Origin of the sequence: Plantactinospora sp. GCM10030261 (assembly GCF_042666615.1) — a bacterium.
Classification (GTDB): domain Bacteria; phylum Actinomycetota; class Actinomycetes; order Mycobacteriales; family Micromonosporaceae; genus KBS50.
This window is the reverse complement of record NZ_JBHTDD010000035.1, coordinates 1-24950: the sequence shown is the minus strand read 5'-3', so window position 1 is coordinate 24950 and position 24950 is coordinate 1. Positions and strand designations below refer to the sequence as shown.

19 protein-coding genes are annotated in these 24950 nt (G+C 72.4%); 5 read left to right on the top strand and 14 right to left on the bottom strand.

Features of this window, described 5'->3' with window-relative positions; translation table 11 throughout:
• Nucleotides 1-39: 39 nt before the first annotated feature.
• The 7 genes from folE to dacB form a co-directional block, all read right to left on the bottom strand.
• Nucleotides 40-705: a GTP cyclohydrolase I FolE gene (gene folE, locus ACFQUZ_RS28570; protein WP_377447778.1), complete on the bottom strand. Its 666-nt coding sequence runs from the start codon at nt 703-705 to the stop codon at nt 40-42.
• 41 nt (nt 706-746) lie between these two features.
• Nucleotides 747-2762, bottom strand: coding sequence for an ATP-dependent zinc metalloprotease FtsH (gene ftsH, locus ACFQUZ_RS28565; protein WP_377447720.1), 2016 nt, complete (start codon nt 2760-2762; stop codon nt 747-749).
• Nucleotides 2763-3189: 427 nt separating this feature from the next.
• On the bottom strand, nt 3190-3762 hold the full coding sequence (hpt, locus tag ACFQUZ_RS28560) for a hypoxanthine phosphoribosyltransferase (protein ID WP_377447718.1): 573 nt from the start codon (nt 3760-3762) through the stop codon (nt 3190-3192).
• 85 nt (nt 3763-3847) lie between these two features.
• Nucleotides 3848-5494, bottom strand: a complete 1647-nt coding sequence (locus ACFQUZ_RS28555) for a gamma-glutamyltransferase family protein (protein WP_377447716.1) — start codon at nt 5492-5494, stop codon at nt 3848-3850.
• Between the two features lie 9 nt (nt 5495-5503).
• Nucleotides 5504-6538 (bottom strand): tRNA lysidine(34) synthetase TilS, encoded by a 1035-nt coding sequence (gene tilS, locus ACFQUZ_RS28550; RefSeq protein ID WP_377447714.1) that lies wholly within the window; start codon nt 6536-6538, stop codon nt 5504-5506.
• Nucleotides 6539-6551: 13 nt separating this feature from the next.
• Nucleotides 6552-7616 (bottom strand): zinc-dependent metalloprotease, encoded by a 1065-nt coding sequence (locus ACFQUZ_RS28545; RefSeq protein ID WP_377447712.1) that lies wholly within the window; start codon nt 7614-7616, stop codon nt 6552-6554.
• Between the two features lie 116 nt (nt 7617-7732).
• Entirely contained in the window at nt 7733-9241 is a 1509-nt protein-coding gene (dacB, locus tag ACFQUZ_RS28540; RefSeq protein ID WP_377447710.1) for a D-alanyl-D-alanine carboxypeptidase/D-alanyl-D-alanine-endopeptidase, read from the bottom strand.
• Nucleotides 9242-9911: 670 nt separating this feature from the next.
• Here dacB and ACFQUZ_RS28535 point away from each other — a divergent pair.
• Nucleotides 9912-10436: an inorganic diphosphatase gene (locus tag ACFQUZ_RS28535; protein ID WP_377447708.1), complete on the top strand. Its 525-nt coding sequence runs from the start codon at nt 9912-9914 to the stop codon at nt 10434-10436.
• 21 nt (nt 10437-10457) lie between these two features.
• Here the strand turns inward: ACFQUZ_RS28535 and eccD are convergent, their stop codons facing one another.
• Complete coding sequence (eccD, locus tag ACFQUZ_RS28530; RefSeq protein WP_377447706.1) at nt 10458-11924, bottom strand: type VII secretion integral membrane protein EccD; 1467 nt, start codon at nt 11922-11924, stop codon at nt 10458-10460.
• A gap of 118 nt (nt 11925-12042) precedes the next feature.
• Between eccD and eccCa the strand changes: the two genes are divergently transcribed.
• Together eccCa and mycP are read left to right on the top strand one after the other, a co-directional pair.
• Nucleotides 12043-15996: a type VII secretion protein EccCa gene (gene eccCa / locus ACFQUZ_RS28525; RefSeq protein ID WP_377447704.1), complete on the top strand. Its 3954-nt coding sequence runs from the start codon at nt 12043-12045 to the stop codon at nt 15994-15996.
• A gap of 143 nt (nt 15997-16139) precedes the next feature.
• Nucleotides 16140-17432: a type VII secretion-associated serine protease mycosin gene (mycP, locus tag ACFQUZ_RS28520; RefSeq protein ID WP_377447703.1), complete on the top strand. Its 1293-nt coding sequence runs from the start codon at nt 16140-16142 to the stop codon at nt 17430-17432.
• Between the two features lie 80 nt (nt 17433-17512).
• On the opposite strand, the gene ACFQUZ_RS28515 is transcribed toward mycP, so the two are convergent.
• From ACFQUZ_RS28515 to ACFQUZ_RS28490, 6 genes are all read right to left on the bottom strand, one after another.
• Nucleotides 17513-18691: a MarP family serine protease gene (locus tag ACFQUZ_RS28515; RefSeq protein WP_377447701.1), complete on the bottom strand. Its 1179-nt coding sequence runs from the start codon at nt 18689-18691 to the stop codon at nt 17513-17515.
• 65 nt (nt 18692-18756) lie between these two features.
• On the bottom strand, nt 18757-19488 hold the full coding sequence (locus ACFQUZ_RS28510; protein ID WP_377447776.1) for an NUDIX hydrolase: 732 nt from the start codon (nt 19486-19488) through the stop codon (nt 18757-18759).
• A 38-nt stretch (nt 19489-19526) separates the two neighbouring features.
• Nucleotides 19527-20258 carry a redoxin domain-containing protein gene (locus tag ACFQUZ_RS28505; RefSeq protein WP_377447699.1) on the bottom strand — a complete coding sequence of 244 codons (732 nt, stop codon included), beginning with the start codon at nt 20256-20258 and terminating at the stop codon, nt 19527-19529.
• Complete coding sequence (nth, locus tag ACFQUZ_RS28500; RefSeq protein ID WP_377447774.1) at nt 20255-20980, bottom strand: endonuclease III; 726 nt, start codon at nt 20978-20980, stop codon at nt 20255-20257. The genes ACFQUZ_RS28505 and nth overlap by 4 nt, the downstream gene beginning before the upstream one ends.
• A 264-nt stretch (nt 20981-21244) precedes the next feature.
• Nucleotides 21245-22411: a CapA family protein gene (locus ACFQUZ_RS28495; RefSeq protein ID WP_377447697.1), complete on the bottom strand. Its 1167-nt coding sequence runs from the start codon at nt 22409-22411 to the stop codon at nt 21245-21247.
• 29 nt (nt 22412-22440) lie between these two features.
• The gene (locus ACFQUZ_RS28490) at nt 22441-23187 is read right to left on the bottom strand and encodes an adenosylcobinamide amidohydrolase (RefSeq protein WP_377447695.1); all 747 of its coding nucleotides are present in this window, start codon (nt 23185-23187) and stop codon (nt 22441-22443) included.
• 254 nt (nt 23188-23441) lie between these two features.
• Between ACFQUZ_RS28490 and ACFQUZ_RS28485 the strand changes: the two genes are divergently transcribed.
• Together ACFQUZ_RS28485 and ACFQUZ_RS28480 are read left to right on the top strand one after the other, a co-directional pair.
• Nucleotides 23442-24119: a Crp/Fnr family transcriptional regulator gene (locus tag ACFQUZ_RS28485; protein WP_377447693.1), complete on the top strand. Its 678-nt coding sequence runs from the start codon at nt 23442-23444 to the stop codon at nt 24117-24119.
• A gap of 65 nt (nt 24120-24184) precedes the next feature.
• Entirely contained in the window at nt 24185-24928 is a 744-nt protein-coding gene (locus tag ACFQUZ_RS28480; RefSeq protein WP_377447691.1) for a metallophosphoesterase family protein, read from the top strand.
• Nucleotides 24929-24950: the final 22 nt, after the last annotated feature.

Below are 24950 nucleotides of genomic sequence, written 5' to 3'. Positions count from 1 at the left end.
TCACGGCTAACGTCCGGCGGCGCCACGGGGCCCCGCCCGTCAGGAGTGCAGGATCAGCCCCATGGCCTCGGCGCGGGTCTTGGCGTCCCGTTGCAGCACCCCGCGGACGGCGGACGTGATCGTCTTGGCGCCGGCCTTCTGGATCCCCCGCATCGCCATGCACATGTGCTCGCATTCGAGCACCACCACGACGCCGCGCGGTTCCAGCCGGTCCATCAGCAGGTCGGCGATCTGTGCGGTCAGCCGCTCCTGCACCTGAGGCCGTCGGGCGAACACCTCGACGAGCCGGGCCAGCTTGGACAGGCCGGTGATCCGGCCGTCCGGGCCGGGGATGTAACCGATGTGCGCGCTTCCGTGAAACGGCAGCAGGTGGTGCTCGCACAGGCTCATCACGTCGATGTCCCGGACCACGACGAGTTCCTCGTGGTTGGCCTCGAAGGTGGTGGTGAGGACCTGGTTGGGATCCACCCGGAGGCCGGCGAAGAGTTCCGCGTACGCGCGGGCCACCCGGGCCGGGGTCTGCTGTAGCCCGTCCCGGTCCGGATCCTCACCGATGGCGACGAGGATCTCCCGGACCGCCTTCTCGATCCGGGCAAGGTCGACGGCCTGCTCGACCGGGCGTCCGGTGAGCCGGCCGTTGATCAGGCGGGCCGCGAGGTAGTCGGGATACTCGTCGCTGTCCGGCTCGGTGGACGAGCCGGACAGCGACGTCATCTCGTTGCCCGCGGCCCGGTCAGCCGCGGGGTTCAGCGGGAACCGTCCGAGCCGGCCGAACCGCCTCCACCCACGGTTGCCTCGGCGCCGTCGGCCTCGGCCTGCGCCTTGAGCTTGTCGCGCTCGGCGGGGGTGAGCACCGGCGGTTCGGTGGACGGCTGTCGCTTGCCGAACCCGTTGTACGGGGCCATCGGCGGCCGCTTCACCACCCGTTCGCAGATCCGTGCCATGTCGGAGGTAGAGAGCGTTTCCTTCTCCATCAGCTCCAGCACGATGTTGTCCAGGACGTCCCGGTATTCGACCAGGACCTCCCAGGCCTCGTCGTGGGCCAGTTCGATAAGGGCCCGGATCTCCCCGTCGATCTCGGCCGCGACGGAGTCCGAGTAGTCCCGTTCGTGGCCCATGTTGCGACCCAGGAACGGCTCGTCGCCGCTGGTGCCGTACTTGATGGCACCGAGTTTGGAGCTCATGCCGTACTGGGTGACCATCGCCCGGGCCAGCGCGGTGGCCTTTTCGATGTCGTTGCCGGCGCCGGTGGTGGGCTCGTGGAAGACCAGTTCCTCGGCGGCCCGGCCACCCAGCGCGTACGCGAGCGTGTCGATCATCTCGGCGCGGGTCTGGGTGTACTTGTCCTCGGTCGGCAGGGTCAGCGTGTGCCCGAGCGACCGACCCCGGGACAGGATTGTCACCTTGTGCACCGGCGCGGCGTGCGGCAGCGCCCAAGCGACCAACGCGTGGCCGCCCTCGTGGTAGGCGGTGATCTTCTTTTCGTGGTCGCTCATCACCCGGGTCCGCCGCTGCGGGCCCGCGATGACCCGGTCGATGGACTCCTCCAGCGAGTCGTTGGAGATCGCCCGCTTCTCCACCCGGGCCGTGAGCAGCGCGGCTTCGTTGATCACATTGGCCAGGTCGGCGCCACTGAAGCCGGGGGTCCGCCGGGCCACCGCGTCCAGATCGACGTCCGGCGAGAACGGCTTGCCCTTGGCGTGCACCCGGAGGATCGCCTTCCGCCCCTCCATGTCGGGGGCGTCGACCGGGATCTGCCGGTCGAACCGGCCGGGTCGCAGCAGCGCGGGGTCGAGGATGTCCGGCCGGTTGGTCGCGGCGATCAGGATGACTCCGCCCTTGGTGTCGAAGCCGTCCATCTCGACGAGCAGCTGGTTGAGGGTCTGCTCCCGCTCGTCGTGCCCGCCGCCCATGCCGGCACCGCGGTGCCGGCCGACAGCGTCGATCTCGTCGACGAAGACGATCGCGGGGGCGTTCGTCTTGGCCTGCTCGAAGAGGTCGCGGACCCGACTGGCACCGACACCGACGAACATCTCCACGAAGTCCGAACCGGAGATCGAGTAGAACGGGACGCCCGCCTCACCGGCCACCGCCCGGGCGAGCAGCGTCTTACCGGTACCGGGCGGACCGAACAACAGCACGCCCTTGGGAATCTTGGCGCCGAGGGCCTGGTATTTGGCCGGGTTCTGGAGGAAGTCCTTGATCTCGTGGAGTTCCTCGACGGCCTCGTCGGAGCCGGCCACGTCGGCGAAGGTGGTCTTCGGCGTGTCCTTGGTGATCATCTTCGCCTTGGACTTGCCGAAGTTCAGCACCCGGGAGCCGCCGCCCTGCATCTGCGACATGAAGAACAGCAGCAGCAGGACGAGGATGGCGATCGGCAGCAGGTTGACCAGCAGGCTGAGGAAGACGTTGTCCCCGGAGACCTCGGTGTCCGCCGGACCGGTGATCCGGTTGTTGGCCTTGGCGTCCAGGATCTGGTTCCAGACCTCGTCCCCGATCTGGTACGGGTACTGAGCCTCGATCCGGTCGGTTTCGGTATCGCCGAACTTGGCCGGCTCCGCCAGGTCGATCCGCAGCGTCTGCTGCTTGTCCTGGACGAGGACCTTATCGATCTTGGCCGTGTTCAGCTGGTCAAGGGCGACCGAGGTGTCGACCTTGTGATAGCTCGGGCCGCCGGTGAACAACTGGGTGAGCGCGATGGCCCCGATGATCACCAGGATGATCCAGACCACCGGGCGGCGGAAGAAACGCGTGCGTTCCATACTGTTGTCGAGCGCCGCAGCGCCCGGACCCTCCTGATCGACGTCCTGACCGGCTGGTTGGGTTTGCCGCCGGGGCGGCGGCCGAGGCCGCCGTGCGGGCCGGCTTCGACGACGAGGCACGGATGTCCCGCGCCACGGTCATTCGACCGTACACCGTGGGCGCCGACGGCGAGTCCTTGAGCCCTCCGCTGGCGTGCACGGCGTGACCCGTCGTGCCGGCGTGACGACGGATTGGCGCCCGGCCATCCGCTCCCGACCGGTCAACCCGGGGCGAATCACCCGGCGCGGGGTGCATCCGCGCCACCACCGCATACCGTAACGGGAAATGCTGAAAGCCCGCTGTACGTCGGTCGGTACAGCTACCGGAATCGGACACGCCCAGGGTCGGTGTCAAAGCCCCTGGCCGGCACTTTGACACAGGCCCCGGTCAGCGCGCGTACACCTCGGGCTTCAGCACACCCACGTACGGCACCTCGCGGTACCGCTCCCCGAAGTCGAGGCCGTACCCGACCACGAACTCGGTGGGGATGTCGAAACCGACGTACTTCACCGGCACCGACACCTTGACCGCGTCGGGCTTGCGGAACAGGGCGACCACCTCGACACTCGCCGCCGACCGGGACTCCAGGTAACGCAGCAGCCAGGACAGGGTCAGCCCGGAGTCGACGATGTCCTCGACGACCACCACGTGCCGGCCGGCGATGTCCCGGTCCAGGTCCTTGAGGATCCGTACCACTCCCGACGAGGTGGTGCCCTGGCCGTACGACGAGACGGCCATGAACTCCAGCTCGGCCGGCGGCCCGTGCCGGCCGAGGGCCCGGGCGAAGTCGGCCATGAACATGACCGCCCCCTTGAGCACGCACACCAGCAACAGACCGTCCTGCACCGAGGCGTAGTCCGCGGAAACCTGCTTGGCCAGTTCCGCCGTCTTCTCGCGGATCTGCGCCTCGGAAATGATCACGTGGTCGATGTCGGCGTCGTACCAGGAGCCGTCAGCCATGTGCCTAGCCTGCCGTACGCCTTCCGCGGCTCGTCGCCGGGGCCGCATTTCGACAGCGGTGACTGGACCGCGGCGCCAATCAAGATCAATAACCCACGGCGCAGCCGTCGGTACGCGACTCGGTGCCGGCCACATAACCACCGCCAGCCTGGCTCCAGACCGCCTGGCCGTGACCGAAAACCGATGGTTCGGCCGGAACCTGCACGTCGTGCCCGCGCTCCCGAAGTCCCGCGAGCACCGCCCGTCCGGACTCGCTGGCCAGGTACGTGGACTCCAGGTGGACCGACCGGCCGGCGTGCCAGTACCAACGGGGCAGCCCGAGTGCCGCCTGCGGGTCGAGCCCGTCGTCCACCGTCGCCGCCACCACCTGCACGTGCCCCTGCGGCTGCATGTGCCCGCCCATCACGCCGAACGGTCCGACCGGCTCGCCGCCACGGGTCAGGAACCCGGGAATGATGGTGTGGAACGGCCGCTTCGCCGGGCCGACGACATCCGGGTGAGCCGGGTCGAGGCGGAACGCGGCGCCCCGGTTCTGGAGCCCGAACCCGTACCCGGGCACCACCACATGCGAGCCGAAGCCCAGGTAGGTCGACTGGATCAGGCTGACCATCATCCCGGCGGAATCCGCCACACAGAGATACACCGTCCCGCCCCGGGCCGGTTCACCTGGCGCCGGCTGGCCGGCCCGGTCGCCGATCATGGTCCGCCGGGACTTCACGTACTCCGGCTCCAGCAAGGCCTCGGTCGACACCGGGACCTGGGACGGGTCGGTAACGTACGCCTGCGCGTCGGCGAAGCCCAGCTTCACCGCTTCGATCTGCCAGTGGACCCGATCCGCCGGGGACATCGCGGCGAGGTCCACCCCGTCGAGGATGGCCAGCGCGAGCAGCGCGGCGACCCCCTGTCCGTTGGGCGGCAGTTCCCACACCTCGTGGTCGCGGTAGCCGGTGCCGACCGGATCCACCCATGCCGAGGCGTGCCGGGCCAGATCGTCGCCGGTCAGCAGGCCACCGGTCCGGGCCGCGTGCTCGGCCAGCGCCGCCGCGACCCGGCCGGTGTAGAAATCCGCCGCGCCGCTGCCGGCGATCCGCCGCAGGGTCTCGGCCGCCGCCGGATTGCGGAACCGTTCGCCCGGGTACGGCGCCCGCCCACCGTCCACGGTGAACACCCGGGTCCACTCGGCGAACTCGGGACCGGACAGCGCGGCCTGGACCCGGACCGCGCGGGCCCAGTTCGCGGCCACGTTGGGCGAGACCGGGTAGCCGCGTTCGGCGTACCCGATGGCGTCCGCGAACAGCTCGGCGAAGGGCAGCACCCCGAACCGGTCGTGCAGGTCCCGCCACGCCGCCGGCGCCCCGGGAACGGTCACCGGCAACCAACCCCGGGCGGGCATGGCCGGGCCGGTCGCCTGGGCGCCACCGAGGGCGTCGACCGGGTCGGCACCGCGTCCAGCGGTGGCCGCCAGCACCGTGTCCCGGTGCAGCGTCGCCGGTGAGCGGCCCGAGCCGTTCAGCCCGTGCAGCCGATGTCCGTCCCAGACGATCGCGAACAGGTCACCGCCGATGTCGTTGGAGCCGGGTTGCACGACCGTAAGTGTGGTCGCCGCGGCGATCGCGGCGTCGACAGCGGTGCCGCCACGGCGCAGGACCGCCAGGCCGGCGGTCGCCGCGAGCGGTTGACTGGTCGCCACCACACCGTGCGGGGCGTACAACGGCGTGCGGGGATGCGACACCACTCCTGTCTAATCGATCTGTTCCCGTCCGGCTACCCCGGATGCCGGTTGGTTGTCCGACGCGACCAGGTGTCCGTCCCGGCGGGCCACCCGGATCGCCCCCGGCAGGTACGCCGCGCCCTGGCCACGCCAGGCGGTGACAAGTGCGTCCAGCGCCCGGACGTGCCGGTGCGACAGGGCGGCCGGCGCCGCGCCCAACTCGCGCGCCCAGCCGTGCAGCACCCGACCGCGGACCGCCGCCGGCAACGCGGCCAGCGCCCCGACCGAGAGCCCTCCGGGCGGTCCGGCGGTACGCGCCGCGACCAACGCCCGGGCCGCCAACTCATCCAGCGCCTCCGCGTCCGCGGCGAGCAGTTCCGCCGTACGAGCCAGGTTGTCCAGCACGGCCGGGCCGAGGGCGGCGGTCAGCGCCGGCAGCACGTCGGCCCGGACCCGGGACCGGGCGTACGACGGATCGGTGTTGTGCGGGTCATCCCACGGCACCAGCCCGAGCACCGCGCACGCGGTCCGGGTCTGCTCGCGGGTCACCCCGAGCAGCGGCCGGAGCAGGCTGACTCCGTCCAGATCGCGGCGCACCGGCATGCCGGCCATGCCGCGCGGACCGGCGCCCCGGGCGAGCGCGAGCAGCACGGTCTCGGCCTGGTCGTCCCGGGTGTGGCCGAGCAGCACCGCGACCGCCCGATGCCGCCGGGCCGCCGCGGTCAACGCCTGGTAGCGGGCCTCGCGGGCGGCCGCCTCCGGGCCTCCGGGTCGGCCCGCGACGCGTACCGGGATCGCCTCGACCGGTTCCAGTCCGGCCGAGACGGCCCAGCGGACCAGCGCCTCCGCCCGTTCGGCGGAACCCGCCTGCAGCCCGTGGTCGACCGTAACCAGCCCGGCCCGTCGGCCGGCGCGAGCCGCCACGAACGCGGTGGTGGCGGCGAGTGCCAGCGAGTCGGCGCCGCCCGAGCAGGCGACCAGCACCGGGCCGCCCCCGGGCAACCGGCTCAACGCGGAGCGCACCGCGAGACGGAGCGCGGCCACCGACGGCGGGAGGGCGGCCATCCGCGAACCTCGGTCAGCCGGCGGCCAGCAGCGGCCCGCCGTGGACGCGGGCCACCCAGGCGTCCGGGTCGGACAGTTCGGACAGCTTCGGCAGGGTCAGCGGCGAACTGAAGATCTTGTTGAACCCGTCCATGCCGACCCGCTCGACCACACCGTGCACGAACTTGCGACCCTCCGCGTACTGGCGCATCTTCACATCCACCCCGAGCAGCTTGCGGATCGCCTTCTCCAGCGGGTTGCCCGACTCGCGGCGGCGGTTGAACGCGACGCGGATGGACTCGACGCTCGGAATCACCTCCGGCCCGACCCCGTCCATGACGAACTCGGCATGCCCTTCGAGCAGCGTCATCATGGCGGTGAGCCGGTCCAGCACGGCCCGCTGGCCAGGGGTCTGCACGATGTCCAGCACGCTGGCCCGGCTCTCCGGGTCACGGACCGAGTCGGCAAGCGTCGCCACCCCACGGCGCAACCGGTCGAGCAGGTGGTCGCCGCCCGCCTGGGAGGCGTCCACGAATGCCTGGACCTCGCCGAGGAAGTGGCCACGCATCCACGGCACCGCGGTGAACTGGGTGCGATGGGTCACCTCGTGCAGGCAGACCCAGAGCCGGAAGTCCCGTGGATCCGCGCCGAGCTTGCGCTCCACCTCGACGATGTTCGGCGCCACCAGCAGCAACTGGCCGGGCTCGGCGGAAAAGACCTCGTACTGGCCGAGGACCCGACCGGACAGGTAGGCCAGCACCGTGCCCGCCTGCACCCCGGTGAGCCGGGAGCCGATCGCCTCGGTCAGCGCCCCGGGCTGCTTGTCGCCGGACAGCCGCTGCACCAACGGGGTGATCACCTCGCGCAGCCCGGCGATGTTGGTCCCGGCCCAGTCCCGGCGGTCCACCACCCGCACCGGCGGGTGAGCGACCTGCGACTTGAGCCCGGTGTACGCGATCACGTGCCCGGCCGCCTCATCGGTCAGCCGACGCAGATCGGCCACCACCGAGGTCGCCTCCTCGTACGAGACCTTAGGTCCCGACTTTCCCAGCGCCCCGGCGGTGGCGGCGGCCAGATCCCAGTCCACGAACTGCGCCATGTCCCCACCGTACCCGCGCCGCGACACCCCACCCCCCGGTCGGCCAGTCGCCGGGACCGCCCTGTCCACGCGCGATGCTGGCGAGCGAGTCCCCCACGCGCTCGATTCCGGGCCGGTCAGCGGCAGCCGCAGCGGCTCAGCGCGACCGCGATCCGGTCCAACCGCTGCTGCGCCTGCGGCAGGTTCGCCGTCACGCCGTCCGCCAGCTCGGCGAAGACGAGCACCCGGCCGTCCGCGGTGAGCACCGTGCCGGCGATCGCGTGCACACCGGTCAAGGTCCCGGTCTTGGCGCGGACCACGCCCGCGCCACTGGCGGTGCCGGCCGGACCGGTGTACCGCTCGTCGAGCGTCCCCGACCACCCGGCCACCGGCAGGCCGGTGAACACGCTGCCCAGTTCCGGCCGCTTTCCACCGGCCGCCAGGGCGAGCACCTGGGTGAGCAGTTCCGGGCTGAGGCGGTTGGCGCGGGACAGGCCGCTGCCGTCGGACAGGTCAGCCTGGCTGGCGTCGAGCCCCAACTCGGTGAGGACACCGTCCATGGCCGACGCCGCCGCGGCGAACGACCCGGCCTGGTTGCGGGCGAGCGCCACCTGGTGAGCCAACGCCTCGGCGACGTCATTGTCGCTCTCGGTGAGCATCTGATCCACCAGTCGGACCATCGGCGGCGATTCCACCTTGCCCAGTTCGGCCCCGGCAGCGGGCGGAACACCCGACGAGGAGCCCTGGGGGCTCGTTGAGGCGCCGCTGGCCGCCTCGGCCGGCGCCTTCCCCCTGGTGACCGCCTGGGCAGGCAGTCCGAGCAGCTTGGCGAACGTACGACCGGCCGCGAGGTCCGGCTCCGGGAACCGTGCCGCCGTTCCGGGCCGTCCCTTCGGGTCGGGATCCACCCGGCCCCCGTCCACCGCCAGGGCGGTGGCCGGTGCGCCGTACCCCCCGCTCACCACGTCGGCGTCCCAACCCGGGGCGCGGGTCGGACCGGAGTAGACGGACGTGTCCAGGATCACCCTGGACGGCCTGGCTCCGCCGAGCGCCTGCTTCACCTGATTGGCGAGCAGGTCCAGGCGAGCGGCGCCCGGGTAGTAGCCACCGGGGCCCGAGGCCAGCGTGGGGTCACCGCCCGCGACCAGCACGACCTCGCCGGGGCCGGTGCCGGCCACCACCCGGGTGGGGATCCGGTACGCCGGTCCACGGGTCGCGAGCACCGTGACCGCCGTGATCACCTTCGTGGTGGACGCCGGAACCGTGGCTGTCGCGCCGCCCCGGTCGTACAGCGTCTGTCCGGTGGCCGCGTCGAGCACGGTGACGTTGAGCCGGCCACCGATCCCGGCGCCGGTGATCAACGGTTCGATGGCCGCGCGGATCCCCTCCGCGGTGGGCTGGGGCGCTGTCGCGGCCATGGCTGCGAGCACCGGCGAGGGCGTTGGCTCGGCGGTTGGCCCGACCGCGACCCGGTCCGGTGGCGGATCATCGGTCCAGCGCAGGATCGCGGCCCCGCCACCGACGAGTGCCACGACAAGCAACACCACGGCTACGACCAGGCCGGTCCGCCGACGGCGGGAGCGCTCCGGGGACGGCCCGCCGCTGGCCGGCGGCTCCGCTGCGGGAGACGGACCGACGGGCGGCACGGGGCCGGCGGGTGTGGGCTCCGCCGCCGGGGAGGGACCAGCAAACGGATGACCAGCGCCCGCTGACCGCCCGGTCACCGGCCGGAACTCGGGCGGACCGGGTGGCTCGGCCCACGGGATGGACGTCCCGCCCCGGACCGCCGCCCGGCCACGCGCCCCGCCGGGGGGCGCTGCGGGCGTACCCGGATCTCCCGGTCCGCCGGAGAGCGGACCCGGCCCGACGGCGCGGCCAGGCGGGGCGGATTGCGGCCCGACGGCGCGGCCGGGCGGGGCGGATTGCGGCCCGACGGCGCGGCCGGGCGGCGGCGGATGCCCCGTTTCGCGATCCTGCGGTGGCCGGTACGGTCCGGCGGCACCGGGAACCCTGGCCCTGCCTCGGCTGGTGCCGGGACCCGCCGACGGCTCGGCCGACGGCGGATGTCCCCGGCCCCGGGCCCCCGGGCCCGGCGTGCCGGCACCCTCCCAGGCCGATCCTCCCGCCGGCTCGCCTCTCGACGATCGGTGTGAGTCTTCCCTCCCCACCGGGCCCCTCCTCCCGCACCCCGAACCCGCTTAGGCGACACTACTTGCGTTCGAACCCGCCGCGGTGCCCGGAGCGACAACCCGGAGATCCGATCACCGGACCGCGGAAGTTCCGGCAAGCCAGCGTGGGCAGACGAGGGAGCGTGAGATGGATTTCGACGTCACGGTTGAGATCCCGAAGGGTCACCGCAACAAGTACGAGGTCGACCACGAGTCCGGCCGGATCCGGCTGGACCGTACGCTCTTCACCTCTACTCAGTACCCGGCGGACTACGGCTTCATCGAGGGCACCCTGGGCGAGGACGGAGACCCACTGGACGCCCTGGTCCTGGTCCCGGAACCCACCTTCCCGGGCTGCCTCATCCGGTGCCGCACCATCGGCATGTTCCGGATGACCGACGAGAAGGGCGGCGACGACAAGGTCCTCTGCGTGCCCTACGAGGATCCGCGGCAGGAACACCTGCGCGACATCCACCACCTCGGCGAGTTCGACCGGCTGGAGATCCAGCACTTCTTCGAGGTCTACAAGGACCTGGAGCCGGGCAAGTCGGTCGAGGGTGCGACCTGGGTGGGCCGGGTGGAGGCCGAGACGGAGATCCGGGCCTCGTACCAGCGGCAGGCCGACGCCGAGGCAGCGAAGCGGACCGTCGGTGGCAGCGACGCCGCGCACTGACCGGTTCTTTCCCGCGGCTCGTCATCCGAGGAGCCCACGGGCCCGTCCGTAGAGGTCGAACACCGCGCAGGCCACCGGCACAACGGAGATCACCAGTCCGGTTTCCAGCAGGTCACCGATCCGGGCCAGGTACGGGCTGGGCGGCCGGCGAGCGTACCCGACCCCGAACGCCACGATGAGCAGCGCCGCGATCGACCCGCCGCCCGCCAGGAGGAGGCGGCCGGTCGGTCCGGCGGTGCCCACAAGCCCGCCACCGAGCACGGCCGCCCCGGCCAACCCGGCCGCCAGTTGGGAGACCCGCTGCCGGGGAGCCACGAAGAGCCGGGCACGCAGCAACAGGACCGCCGATCCGACCGCCGCCAGCACGCGGCCGTCCGACCCGCCTGCCGTCACCAGCACCGACATGGCGGCCGTCACGAGTATCGCGTGACCGGCCAGCAGACCGACGAGCAGATCGTCGGTACGGGCCACCGCGGCGAGCACCTCACCCCGCTGTGGCAGCCCGCCGGCCGGGAGGGGCGGCGCACCGGACGTCCCGGTGATGTCGACCGGATGAGTCGCGGACCCGGCCGACCCGTCGGACCTCGGCGGCTCGTCGCCGGGCGGGAGGGTCACCGGCGGTATCGGCATCCGGCCGAGCCGGATGGCCACCAGCGGAGCCAGGCCCACTGCGAGCACCAGGACGGTCAGCAGAGCCGCCGCCACCCGCGGACCGGTCAGGAGGTACCCGGCCAACGCGGCGGGGACGGCGAGCCCTGCCACGGTCGCCGCGGTGGCGAACATCCGGAGACCGGCGGCCACGCCGACCGCGCCCACGACCGCGGTGAGCAGGGCCACCGTCGAGCCTGACAGCAGTTCCGGGGCACCCAGCCAGCGCAACCCGGCGACCGGGCCCACCGGGTCACCGGATGAGACGAGCAGGGCGGCTCCGGCACCCGCGAACGGCAGCGCCCCGGTCGCCAGCACCGCTCCAGCGGTGCCCTCCCCGAACGCGCGCGAAGCCAGCACACCGGCCAGGAGCAGCACCACCGCCACGCCCAGAGCGATCGGCGCCGAGGCCGACCAGGCAGGACCGGCCCGCAGGACCGCGACGAGCCCGACCGCGGCCGGCACACTGGCCGCCACCAGGGTCATCCGCCGGGTCGCCCCGGACGTCCACGTGCCACCTCGGGTGCGGGCCCCGTCGGCGATCACCTCGACCACATCGTCGTACTCCGGCGCCGGCCAGTGTGCTCGTGCCGGAACCAGGTGCAGCACCGCACCGTCGGGCACACCCTGGGTACGCAACGGACGGGCACCGTCCAGGGCCACTCCGTCGGTCCGGCGCAGCACCCAGCCGCCATGCCGTTCGCCGAGGTCCGCGAGCCCCACCCCGGCCTGTCGCAGCACGTCGGGAAGTAGGTCGGCGAGGGGCAGATGTTCGGGTAGCGCCACGTCCAGCCGGCGCCGCGGGGCGCTGATCGTCACCCGGGCGAGCCCGGAGTCCATCGGCGGTCCTCCATCCAGTGGCTGCGGAATCGCCCGCACTTTACCTACCATGAGTCCGCTTCGGGTTACCCAACGCACATATCCCCGCGCCGAGCGCCGGCCGTCAGGAGGACACCAGGTGAGCACGATCGTGGTCCGGCGATCCTCCCGCCGGCCACCACCGCAGATCCCAGCCGGTGATCTCGCCGTCCCGGCGCCGCCGGAGATTCCCGACGTCACGGGGGGGCGCTGGCAGCAGGTGATGATGGTGCTGCCGATGCTGGGCGGCACGGTGGCGATGGCGATGATGTTCGGCCGGGGTGGGGGCACCCACGCGTACGTCGTCGGGGCGCTGTTCGGCGTCTCCTCGCTGGCCATGCTGTTCACCTCGTGGAGCGGCACGACCGGCTCACCCCGACGCGCCGAACTCATCGGCGCCCGCCGGGACTACCTGCGGCACCTCGCCCTGCTGCGCCGGCAGGTGCGGGAGACAATCGTCCGCCAGCGGGCCGGGCTGCACTACCGGCACCCCGATCCGGCACGGTTGTGGTCCACGGTCGCCAGTCATCGGCTGTGGGAGCGCCGCCCGACGGACGCCGACTTCGGTGTGATCCGCGTCGGGCTCGGGCCGCAGACGCTGGCCACCCCGCTGCTGCCACCGGTCACCCCGCTGTTGGCCGAGCCGGAGCCGATGACGGCCGGGGCGCTGCGCCGCTTCCTCGACACGTACTCGGTGGTGCCGGACCTGCCGGTGGCGGTGGCACTGCGCGGCTTCGCCCGGGTGGTGATCCGCGACCTGGACGGCGCCGGCCCGACCGGAGCCGCCGACGGTCAGGCGTTGACCCGGGCGATGCTCACCCAATTGGCGGTGTTCCACGCCCCGGCCGACCTGCTTATCGCGGTCTGCGCCGGCCCCGAGCGGCGGCGCCACTGGGAGTGGGTGAAATGGTTGCCACACGCGTGGCATCCGGTACGCACCGACGCGCTCGGTCCGGTCCGGTTGGTGACCAGTTCGGTGGCTGACCTGGAACGCCTGATCGAAGACGTCCTCGCCGACCGGCCCCGGCATGGTCCCACCGGACCGGCCGCCACCGGACCACACCTGGTGGTGGTGCTCGACGGTGGCGACCCGACCGGAGCCAGCCGGCTGACCGACGACAGCGGTGTCGACGCCGTCACGGTGGTCGACCTGGGTGCCGTACCACCCCGCGTGCCTGACCGGTCCACGCTGGTGCTGGAGATCCGGACCGGCCGACTGTGTACCGGTTCGGTGGACGGCGTCGTCGACGTCGGGGCTGCGGACCGGCTCACCGAGGTCGAGGCGGAGGCGGTGGCCCGCCGGCTGACCCCGCTGCGGTTGGCCGCCACGACGGCCGGACGCACGCCGGTGGTGGCCGATCCGGACCTCGTGGAACTTCTGGGCATCGACGATCCCGAGAGTTTCACCGCCGAACGCGGGTGGGAACCCCGGGACCGGGACCGGTTACGGGTGCCCATCGGGGTCGCGGCCGACGGCACGGTTGTGGAACTTGATCTCAAGGAGTCGGCCCAGGGTGGGATGGGGCCGCACGGCCTGTTGGTCGGCGCCACCGGGTCGGGCAAGTCGGAGCTGCTGCGTACCGTGGTGCTGGGTCTCGCCGCCACGCACTCGTCGGCCGATCTCAATCTCGTCCTTGTCGATTTCAAGGGCGGCGCGACCTTCTCCTCGCTGGATCGGTTGCCGCACACCGCCGCCGTGATCACCAATCTTCGCCGCGAGCTGCCGCTTGTCGACCGGATGGCCGACGCGATAAACGGCGAGCTGATCCGCCGGCAGGAGCTACTGCGCCGGGCCGGCGGCTTCGCCAGCGTCCACGAGTACCACCGGGCCCGCGCGGCCGGCACGTCGCTCGGGCCACTGCCGTCGCTTTTGATCGTCTGCGACGAGTTCTCCGAACTGTTGGACGCGAAGCCCGACTTCATCGAGTTGTTCGTGCAGATCGGCCGGGTGGGTCGATCGCTCGGCGTACACCTGCTGTTGGCCTCGCAGCGGTTGGAGGAGGGTCGGCTGCGCGGGCTGGACACCCACCTGTCGTACCGGATCGGGCTGCGCACCTTCTCGGCGCTGGAGTCCCGGACGGTGCTCGGCGTGCCGGACGCCTACGAGCTGCCGGCCGCCCCGGGGCACGGCTTCCGCAAGGTGGGTACCGAGCCGCTGCTGCGGTTCCGGGCGGCGTACGTCTCGGGGCCGCGGCGGCGGGCGACCGCCGAGCCGGCCAACGGCCCGGCAGCCAGGGTCCTGGTCTGGACGACCCACCACACCACGCCTATCGAGCCGGCCGCACCGGTTCCGGATGCCGACGACGACGACGCGGAGAGCCTGCTCGACCTGCTCGTCACCCGGCTCGCCAACCAGGGTCCACCGGCGCATCCGGTGTGGCTGCCACCGCTCGGCCAACCGCCGGCACTGGACGAGCTGCTCGGTCCGGTGGTGAGCGACCCGGTCCGCGGTCTGACGGCCGGCAACCCGGAGCTGCGTGGCACGTTGCAGGTGCCGGTGGCCCTCGTCGACAAGCCGTACGAGCAGCGTCGGGACGTGCTGTGGCTGCCGCTGCACGGCTCGGCCGGGCACGTGGCGGTGGTGGGTGGCCCGCGCAGCGGCAAGTCGCACCTGCTCCGGGTGCTGGTCTGCGCGTTGGCGTTGACCCACACGCCGGTCGAGGCGCAGGTCTACTGCCTGGACTTCGGCGGTGGTTCGCTTGCCGCGCTCCGCGCGCTGCCGCACGTCGGTGGGGTGGCGGGACGGCTGGACGCCCCGGCGGTTCGGCGTACCGTCGGGGAGGTGGCCGAGGTGCTGGCCGACCGGGAACGGCGGTTCGCCACGGACGGGGTCGACCTGGCGGCGCACCGGCGGCGCCGAGCGGACGGTGCGGCGGTCGACCCGTTCGGGGACGTGTTCCTTGTCGTCGACGGCTGGCCGACGCTGCGTGGCGAGTACGACGATCTGGAGCCGGTGGTCACCGACCTCGCCACCCGTGGTCTGTCCTACGGCGTGCACGTGGTCGCCACCGCGCCCCGTTGGTTGGACTTCCGGCCGGCGATCCGGGACCTGTTCGGATCCCGGTTGGAGTTGCGGCTGGGTGACCCGATCGACTCGGCGGTGTCCCGTCAGGTCGCGGCAAACGTGCCGGAGGCGACACCAGGTCGGGGGATCACCACCGACCGCCGGCACTTCCTCACCGCCGTTCCGGCGTTGAGCACGCACCAGACTGATCAGGCGGCGACGGACGCCGGGAACGACGTCGTAGCGGCGTTGGTCTCGGCGGTGGCTGCCGGTTGGTCGGGTCCGTCGGCACCGGCGGTACGGCTGCTTCCTCCGGTGCTGCCCCTCGCCAACCTGGAGATCGGAGACACCGACGGGTTGCGACTGCCGATCGGGGTCGCCGAGACTGACCTGCGCACGGTCACCCTCGATTTCGCCACCGAGCCCCATCTGCTGCTCTTCGGCGACGCCGAGTCCGGGAAGTCGTCGTTCCTGCGGGCCCTGGCGACGACGATCTCCGGCCGGTTCCCCCCGGAGCGGGCCCGGGTGATCCTTGTGGACTACCGGCGCAGCCTGCTCGGTGCCGTGCGGTCGGACCACCTCATCGGGTACGGGACCGCGGCGGCCTCCACCGCCGAGTTGATCGAGTCCGCGGCCGGATACCTCAGCCGTCGGCTGCCCGGCCCGGACGTCACGCCGGAACAGCTGCGGGACCGTTCCTGGTGGACCGGTCCCGACCTGTTCGTACTCGTGGACGACTACGACCTGGTGGCGGCTGGGCCGACGAATCCGCTACGGGCGCTGGTCGAGCACCTACCGCAGGCCCGCGACGTCGGGCTGCACCTCGTCGTCGCCCGGCGTACCGGCGGCGCGGCCCGATCATTGTACGAGCCGGTCGTCCAGACACTTCGGGAGTTGTCGTCACCGGGCATCGTGCTCTCCGGCGACCCTGACGAGGGCCCGCTGTTGGGCACCGTCCGTCCGGCGCCGCTGCCGGCGGGTCGCGGTCGGCTGGTCACCCGCAAGGAGGGGGTGCGTCTCGTGCAGCTCGCCTATCTGGCGCCGGACTGAGCGACCGGCGCGAGGGCGTGACGGACGATGCCCGCGGGTCCCAGCGGCGGGCGACCAAGGAAGTCTCGCGGATCGCCCCGCGAGTGGCGGTAAACGCGATAGCCTCCGATCAGTCTCTGTCGGCCGGGTGGAATGGCAATGATGTGAAGGGGCCGTCGCAGTGTCGTCGGCGCGCCGCGCGGCGATTCGCCGCCGCGGCGCTGCTGATCCTGACCGGTGTGGCCGGCACTATCACCACACCGAGCGCTGCCGAGGCGGCCACTCCCGAGCCCGCCGTCCTCGCTGCTCCGACCGTCCTCGCGGACCCGGCGCGTGAAGACCAGTGGCAGCTCAAGGAGTTGGACGCCAGGCGTGCCTGGCAACTGTCCACCGGTAAGGGAGTCACGGTGGCAGTGATCGATTCTGGTGTGGACGGTGAGCACGCGGACCTGGCCGATCAGGTTCTGCCCGGCACTGACCTGGTCAGCGGCACCGGTGACGGGCAGACCGATCCGGTGGGGCACGGCACGACCGTGGCCGGCCTGATCGCCGGCCGGCGCGACGACAGCCGGGGTGTCGTCGGCCTGGCCCCGGACGCCAAGATCCTGCCCGTCCGGGTGCTCGACGAACAGAACCGGTACGACGACGCCCTGATCGTGGCGCGGGGCGTGCGATGGGCGGTCGACAACGGCGCCAAGGTCATCAACATGTCGCTCGGTGGTAACGGGGACAGCGCGGCGCTCGCCGCCGCAATCGACTACGCGTTCGCCCGCGACGTGGTGGTGGTGGCCTGCACCGGCAACCTCACGCCCAACACCCCGGTCGACCGGGTCTGGTATCCGGCCCGGGAGCCGGGCGTGATCGCGGTTTCCGGCCTGGAGCGGGACACCAACGACCTGTGGTCCGGTTCGATCACCGGGCCGCAGACGACGCTCACCGCACCCGCCAGTGGACTGACCGGGGCCAGGCCCAACGGTTTCTGGCCGGTCCAGGGCACCAGTTTCGCGGCGCCACTGGTGGCCGGTGCCGCGGCGCTGGTGCGGGCCAGGTGGCCGGACATGCCCGCCGGGGAGGTGGTCAACCGGCTGATCAGCACCGCCCGGGACCTCGGCCCGGCCGGCCGCGACGACCGCTTCGGGTACGGCCGGGTGGATCCGGTACGCGCCCTGACCGGCGCCGTTCCCCCGGTCGCCGGGAACCCGCTGGACGATGATGTGTCGCCGGGGACCGCCGGCTTCGGCCGGGCACCCGGACCGGCGCCCGTTCCGGTCCCGACGACCCCTCCGCACCAACTCGACGCCGGCCCTGATGACCGGCCCCGGTGGGCGGCACGACCGGCCGGCGAGTCCACCGACGACGGCGACGGCACCGGTTGGACATGGATCGCGCTTGCCGGGTTGCTCGTCGGCATGACCGGCACCACGCTCCTGGTTCGCCGCGGACGCCGGAACCGCTGAGACCATCGGGCGCGTGGGGCGGCCAGCGGCGCCGCGGCCGGCCAGCCCGGTCAGCACCACCGCGCGGGCCCGCCTATCGCTCAGGTGCAGTCCCCGGTACCGGTGGCGCGGGTGTTGGCCGCGCCAGCCGTGGCGACCGGCGCCGCCTCGGCGGCCGTCACCGCGAAACCGGTGTTCGGATCGTCGGCGGCGGCCGCGAAGATCACCCCGAGCACCCGCCCGTCGGCAGCGACCAGCGGGCCACCGGAGTTGCCGCTGCGGACGAGGGCCCGGATCGTGTACACCTCCCGGGTGACGTCGCCCGACGAGTAGATGTTCGGGCCGGTGATGGGGCCGACATCGCGGACCCGGGCGGACCTGGCGTCGTACGGGCCGTCCAGCGGGTAGCCGAGCACGATCGCGTCGGCGCCGGAGTTGGCCGGCCGGGCCACGAATCGCAGCACCGGTGCCGTCAACCCGGGCACGTAGATCACCGCGAGGTCGCGGCCGGGATCGTAGACGACCACCCGGCCGTTGAGCCGATCACCGTCCACCTCCACGGAGACGCTCCGGGTGCCGGCCACCACGTGGGCATTGGTCATGACCCGGTTGGCGGCGTAGACGAAGCCCGACCCCTCGATCCGGCGGGAACAACTCGGCGCGGTGCCCAGCACCTTGACCACCGACCGCTCGCTCTCGGCGGCCACCCGCGAACCGGCGAGCGCGGGGTCGGGGGGCGATACCTGCCTGGCCCGGGTCGGCGTCAGGCCGTTGAAGACGTCCGGGAACCCGTTGGTGTCCACGGTGTCGCGCAGCGCGGTGGAGAACTTCTCCGCCTGCTCGGGCATGTACCGGTCCACCACGCCGAGCACGGCGCTGTTACGAACCGAACTGGCGAGGCCGGGCAGCGCGGATGATCCCAACGGCACCGCGACCAGCCAGGCCACCAGCAGCACCGCGAAGACCGAAACGAACGCGCCGCCGACGTCGTCCGCCCGGCGGCCGACCCGGCTGGAGATCGCGTGGCGCAGGTGCGAGCCGATCCAGCCGGCGCCGGCCTGTCCGAGAATCGCCAGCCCGAATATCGCCAACAGGGAGATCACGACACGGATCGAGGCACCGGTGAACTGCTGGGCGATCAGAGGGCCGAGTTGCAGGCCGAGCAGGGCACCGAGGAAGAACCCCGTGAACGACAACACCCCGATGACGAAGCCCTGCCGATAGCCGCTGATAGCGAAGGCCAGTACGAGCAGGAGCAGAACCAGGTCAACCGCGGACATCCGTCAAATGTACGGGTGATGGGCGAATCCGGTGCCGAGCCGGCCTACCTCACACCGGTCCGGGGTCAGGACACGTGGCCGACCTCGTCGACGCCGGCCGGGTCGCTGGATCCGGCGGGCGGCGCGGACGGTGCCGGCGGCGCGGACGGTGCCGGCGGCGCGGACGGTGCGGGTGGCGGCGGCAATTCGCTGATCCGGTCGCTGGGCCATGGCCGGGCCCAGCCACCCATCTCCAACAACGAGTTGAGGATGCCCGCCGTGAAGCCCCAGACCAACATGCCGCGGACCTGGAACGCCGGCCCCACCCAACCGCTGCCGGAGACCCGGACCTGGAGTCGGTTGTCCGGGTCAACAAGTTCGGCGACGGGCAACCGGGCCACGTGCGCGACCTCGGCCGGCTCCCGCGAATGCACCGGGTGGGGCCGATGCCACCAGGCCAGCACGGGAGTGACCACGAAGTCGCTCACCGGAATCCAGAGCCGGGGCAGTTGGGCAAGCACCGTGACGCTTGCCGGGTCAAGTCCGACCTCTTCCTCCGCCTCCCGCAGCGCGGTGGCGGCCGGGTCCGCGTCCTGCGGATCGGCGGCGCCGCCGGGAAAGGCCGGCTGACCGGCATGGTTGCGCAGAGTGGCGGCTCGCTGCATGAGCAGCACGTCCGGCCCCTGGCCGGGCTGCTCGCCGAGGAGCACGAGAACAGCACTGGCCCGGCCGCCTCGGGTCGGGGTGGGCAGCCGGGTGAAGTCTTCCGTGCGCGCGACGCGGACCCGGCCGAGCAGCGGTTCCCACCAGTCGGGCAGGCCCCCGCGGTCACCCACGATCTCCCCCGTGGTTCCGTTCACGCCGGCACCCGTACCCCGAGGTGCCGCTCCACCAACGCACCCAGCGTGGCGTCGTCGAGGGCGCCACTGCGATCCACGTGCCGGATCCGACCCTGGGCGTCGACGAAGGCGGTCGCCGGCAGGCCAGGCACGCTGAGGCCGATGCGCAGCTTCTCGTCGCGATCGACCAGGTTTGGGAAGGTCAGTCCGAGGTGGGCGCCGAGCGCGGCGGCGCTGTCCCGTTCGTCTCCGGTGTTGACCCCGACGACGTGCAGGGCCCCACCGCTGGTCCGGGCGAGTCGCTGGAACGCCGGCAGTTCCTCGCGGCACGGCGGGCACCATGAACCCCAGAGGTTGACCACCGCGGGCCCGCGCAGTTCGGTCAACCGGATCTCGACACCACCGGTGAAGCACGTCAGACCGAGGTCGGGCAGGGCCGAGCGCACGCCGGCCCCACCGGCCCTCGTCTCGCCGGCCGGTGGCGTGGCGCGAGCCTCGCCGGCCGGCGGCGTTGCGCTGACCTCGCCGGCCGGTGGCGTGGCGCGAGCCTCGCCGGCCGGCGGTGTGGTCAGGTCGGAGCACTCGGCGAACGGCGACGGCACCGCCTCGGCGGCCGACGGCTCGTCCGCGGTGCACCCCCCGAGCAGCAGGAGAACCGGCACCACGAGGGCGGCCAGTGAACTCCGGACACGGCTCACGGTGGGGGCGTCGCCGGTGAGATGTGGCGACCCACCGGCGGGGTGCGTCACGGCGCCTCCGCTGTCACGGCGCGCGCCGGCACCAACTCCGGGTCGAGACCCGCCCGCACCGCCAATTCGACGGCTCGCGGGCCCTTCAACAGTTTGGCCGCGGGCGCCGCGGCGATGGGCCCGGTCCCGTACGAGGGGCACAGCTTCGCCAGCGTGCAGGCGCCGCAGGCTGGGGTGCGGGAGTGGCAGACCCGTCGGCCGTGGAAGATCACCTGGTGGGACAAGAGGGTCCAGTCCCGTTTGTCGAACAGCGCCCCCACCGCATGCTCGATCTTGACGGGGTCGGTTTCCGTGGTCCAGCCCCAGCGCCGGACCAGCCGTTGGAAGTGGGTGTCGACGGTGATGCCCGGCACGTCGAAGGCGTTGCCCAATATGACGTTCGCGGTCTTGCGCCCGATGCCCGGCAGCGTGACGAGGTCCACCAGCCGGTTGGGTACCTCGCCGTCGTACCGCTCGACCAACGCCTGGCCCAATTTGATCAGGGAGTCGGTCTTGTTCCGGAAGAACCCGGTTGGCTTGATCAACGCCTCCAGCTCGGCGCGGTCGGCGCCGGCGTAGTCGGCAGCCGCCGGATAGCGGACGAAGACCTTGGGGGTGACCTCGTTGACGCGCTGGTCGGTGCATTGCGCGGACAGGATGGTGGCCACCGCGAGCTGCAACGGACCGTCATGGTCGAGTTCGCAGTGCGCGTCCGGGTGGGTCTCGGCGAGGAGGCGGCCCATCCGGCGGGCCCGCCGCTTGCGTCCCAGGTCGGTCTCGGTCCTGCGCCGACCGCGCCGGTCCGCCACCGTCGCGTCCACCGCGGGCGCCTCGGCTCCTGCCGCGACCTCCGCGCCCGGCTCGGCCGCTGGCGCCGTCTCGGCTGTCATCTTCCCGGACCGCGGCGCCGCCGGCTGCGCGGGAACGGGCGCCGTCCGCGACCGCCGTCCACCATCTCGCTCACCCACGCCGGCCAGCGTACGTCGCCGGGCCGACGCTCCGGCGGCTCAGCCCGCAGCCGGCGGTGTGATCCGTCCCGAGCCGTCCAGGTTGGCTCCGGTGTTGCCGAAGTCCTCGCTGGTGACCTCCTTGACCAGGGCCAGGCCACGAGCCCTGGAATCCGGGACGGGTCGGCCCGCCGCGTTCAGGTACGTGGAGATGAACTGGCCGCCCTCGAATGTGCCGTCCGGTCGCAGGGACACCTTGACGATGCCGCTCAGACCGAGCCGGCCCTCCTTACGGAGGATGCCGCCGCCGCCCGCGAAGTTGCCGAGGCTGTAGGCGATGAGGCGACCCTGATAGAACTCCAGGCCGCGAAGGACGTGTGGCCCGTGACCGATCACCAGATCGGCCCCGGCGTCGATCACGGTCCGGGAGAAGGCCTTTGGATTGCCCCGGTTTTCGCCGAGATATATCTCGGTGCCCTGCTTGACATGGATCTTGTCTGACCCCTCGGCCCCCATGTGCACCTGGACCACGACGAGATCGGCCTGCTGGTCCGCCTTCTTGATCACTTCGGCGGCGGCGTCGAGGTCGGTGAGGCTGTTGGACCACGGATACGACGAGAAGCCCACCACCGCGACCGATACCCCCTGCACATCGACCACAGTGACCTGGTCCGGTGCGCCGGTGTGCTTCAACCCGGCCTGCTCCAACGCGCGCTGGGTGTTGCGGTAGCCCGCCGCCCCGAAGTCGTTGCCGTGGTTGTTCGCTTGGTTGAGCAGGTGGAAACCGGCGTCCACGAGGTGCTTGGCATAGCTCGGCGGGGCGCGGAACTGGTGGCAGTTCGTCGAACCGGCGCCACACTTGCCGCTCCCGGTGTCGTCGGTCAACGGCTCCTCGAGGTTGCCCATCACGAGATCGGCCGCCAACGCCTCGCGAACCTCCGAGAAGAAGCCCTTCCCGCCGTTGGCCGGCAACCTGTTCGGCGCGTTCCCCATGATGATGTCGCCGGTCGCGGAGAGCGAGATCGCGGTGCCGGCGGAGGAACCAGATGGGGCGGGCGAACCGGAGGATCCGGCGCTCGGCGACCCCGGACCGGGCTGCCAGCGTGCGTCCTGGGCCTGGTCGGTGCCGCAGCCGGCGGCCAGCACGGTGATGAGCACCGCGGCGACAACTGCCGGCAAGCGCCGTCCCGCCCAGCCGCGCGCGCGAGGTCGGAGGTAAGCGTCCATCGCGGCGACCCTACTCGCCGGCCGGTATGTCAGGCATACCCCGCCGGGCCCGACCCCGCTCGGCCGATCCGGTCGGACCACGGCACGGTGTCCGCCGCGCCGCCGGCCCGGACGGCCCGGTGCACCACCCTGGCCAGCGGCGCGCCCCAGCGAGACCGCGGTCCGCCGTACGCCGCCACCGGGCCGTCCGCCGGACAGAGCAGGGTCACCGAGTCGGTGGCCGTGCCGGTGGCCGCCAGGCCGAGTTCCCAGAGCGCCTGCGCCTTGGCCTCGGCAGCCGTCGCCACCGCGTTGACCAGCGCGGCCTCGCCCAGCCGGACCGGCAGGTGGGCCACCACGTTCACCGTTCCGACCCGTCCCGTGGGGTCGGCCGTTCGGCACATCGGTGCGACCGCCCCATCGACGGGATCGGACACACCGTCATCGACCGGAACGTCGCTCGCCGCCCAGATCGGCGCGCCCAGGCCCACCGTCGCCCACAGCCGCACCCCGCCCTCCGTCGCCGACACCGCCTCGCTGACATCCACGCCCGTGAGGTGGCCGACGCCGGGTCCGCGCAGGGCGAGGCCGTCGGCCAGTTCGGCGAGGTGCCGATCCGGGTCGTCCCGGTCGTACGACATGGGCACGGTCACGTTGAGCACCCAGTGTCGTACGCCGATCCCTCCGCCCAGCGGTGCGGAGCTGACGGCGAGCAGCGGTCGCGCGCACCGCCAGACCAGCAGGGGCACGTCCCAGCCGCCCTCGGGGCGGGTGGCGAGAACCGGATCCGGAAGCATCAGCCGACCCTACGGCGCCCGGGGCAGCGTCCCGACCCGGCGACTCCCGGCGGAAACCGGCGGCGCGTGGCTGGTTGCGGCCGGCGGAAAGGGGGGATGATGACGACCAAGGGACCGGCCGGCTCGCCCCGGCGGATCGCCATTAACCTGGGGTGCGCCTCCGAATCCGGCTCGCATACGCCTAGACTGGCGGCGCGCGGCGGATCACCGGCCGGCGGACCGGTCGACGGACGGCACGTGCAGCGGAGGTGCGCATGGACGAGGTGTTGGCTCGCAGCGGGATCTTCCAGGGTGTCGACCCGGAGGCTGCGGAGGCGCTGGCCAAGGAGATGGAGACGATCGACGTCCGCAAGGGCGAGGTGGTCTTCAACGAGGGTGAACCGGGCGACAGCCTCTACATCCTGTTGAGCGGCAAGATCAAGGTGGGTCGGCGCGCTGCCGACGGGCGGCAGAACCTGATCGCCCTGATGGGCCCTTCCGACATGGTGGGCGAGTTGTCCCTGTTTGACCCGGGTCCGCGTACAGCTACGGCCACCGCGATCACCGACGCCCGTCTGGTACGCCTGCGCAAGCAGTCGCTGCGCCCCTGGCTCAACAACCGGCCCGAGATCGCCGAGCAACTGCTCCGGGTCCTGGCCCGGCGACTGCGCCGTACCAACGACTCGCTCGCCGACCTGATCTTCACGGACGTGCCGGGCCGGGTGGCGAAGAACCTGCTCCAGATGGCCGGCCGGTTCGGCACCCGGGACGGCGGCGTGCTGCGGGTGACCCACGACCTGACCCAGGAGGAGATCGCCCAGCTTGTCGGCGCCTCCCGGGAAACGGTAAACAAGGCCCTCGCCGATTTCGCCTCGCGCGGCTGGCTGCGGCTGGACGGCAAGAGCATCATCATCCTGGACCCGGAGCGCCTGGCCCGCCGCGCCCGCGTCTGACCGCGCCCTTCTGCCCTCGGCAGACCGGCCTCGACACTGCCCGCACGGGCCGGCACGGTGAACGGGTGCTGACGACAGTCGCCGTACTCTCCGACATCCACGGAGTGCTGCCCGCGCTGGAGGCGGCACTCGCCGAGCCCGACGTGGCCGCCGCCGACCGGATCGTACTGACCGGCGACATCGCCGCCGGGCCACAACCGGTGGAGGTGCTCGACCTGCTCGCCGGCCTGGGCGACCGGGTGGTGTGGGTACGCGGCAACGCCGACCGCGAGTTGGTGGGGGTGCGGACCGGCAGTCCGACGCCGTACCCGGTCACCCGGTGGGCGGCAGAGCAGCTGCGCCGGGACCACCTGGACCAGCTCGCCAACCTGCCATTGAGCGTCACACTGCCGGTCACCGGGCTCGGGAAGGTGCTGTTCTGCCACGCCACCCCGCGCGACGACGCGGAGTTCGTCGTGGTGGACACCCGGCCGGAGCGGTGGGCCGAGGCACTCGCCGAGGTTCCGGCGGAGGTGCGGGTGGTGGTCTGCGGGCACACCCACATGCCGTTCACCCGGTACTTCGACGGGCGGCTGATCGTCAACGCGGGCAGCGTCGGCATGCCGTACGGCGCCCCGGGCGCGCACTGGGTGCTGCTCGGTCCGGGAGTGCAGCATCGGCGTACCGGATTCGACCTGGACACGGCTTGCGCGGACATCGCCGCCCGGTCCGCCTTTCCGGATGCCGCCGCCTGGGCGGACGAGTACGTCCGGGCGCGCAACGGCGACGTCGAGGCCCTCGCCACCTTCGCCCCCCTCGACGGCCGCTAGCCCCACCCCCACCCCCGCCCCC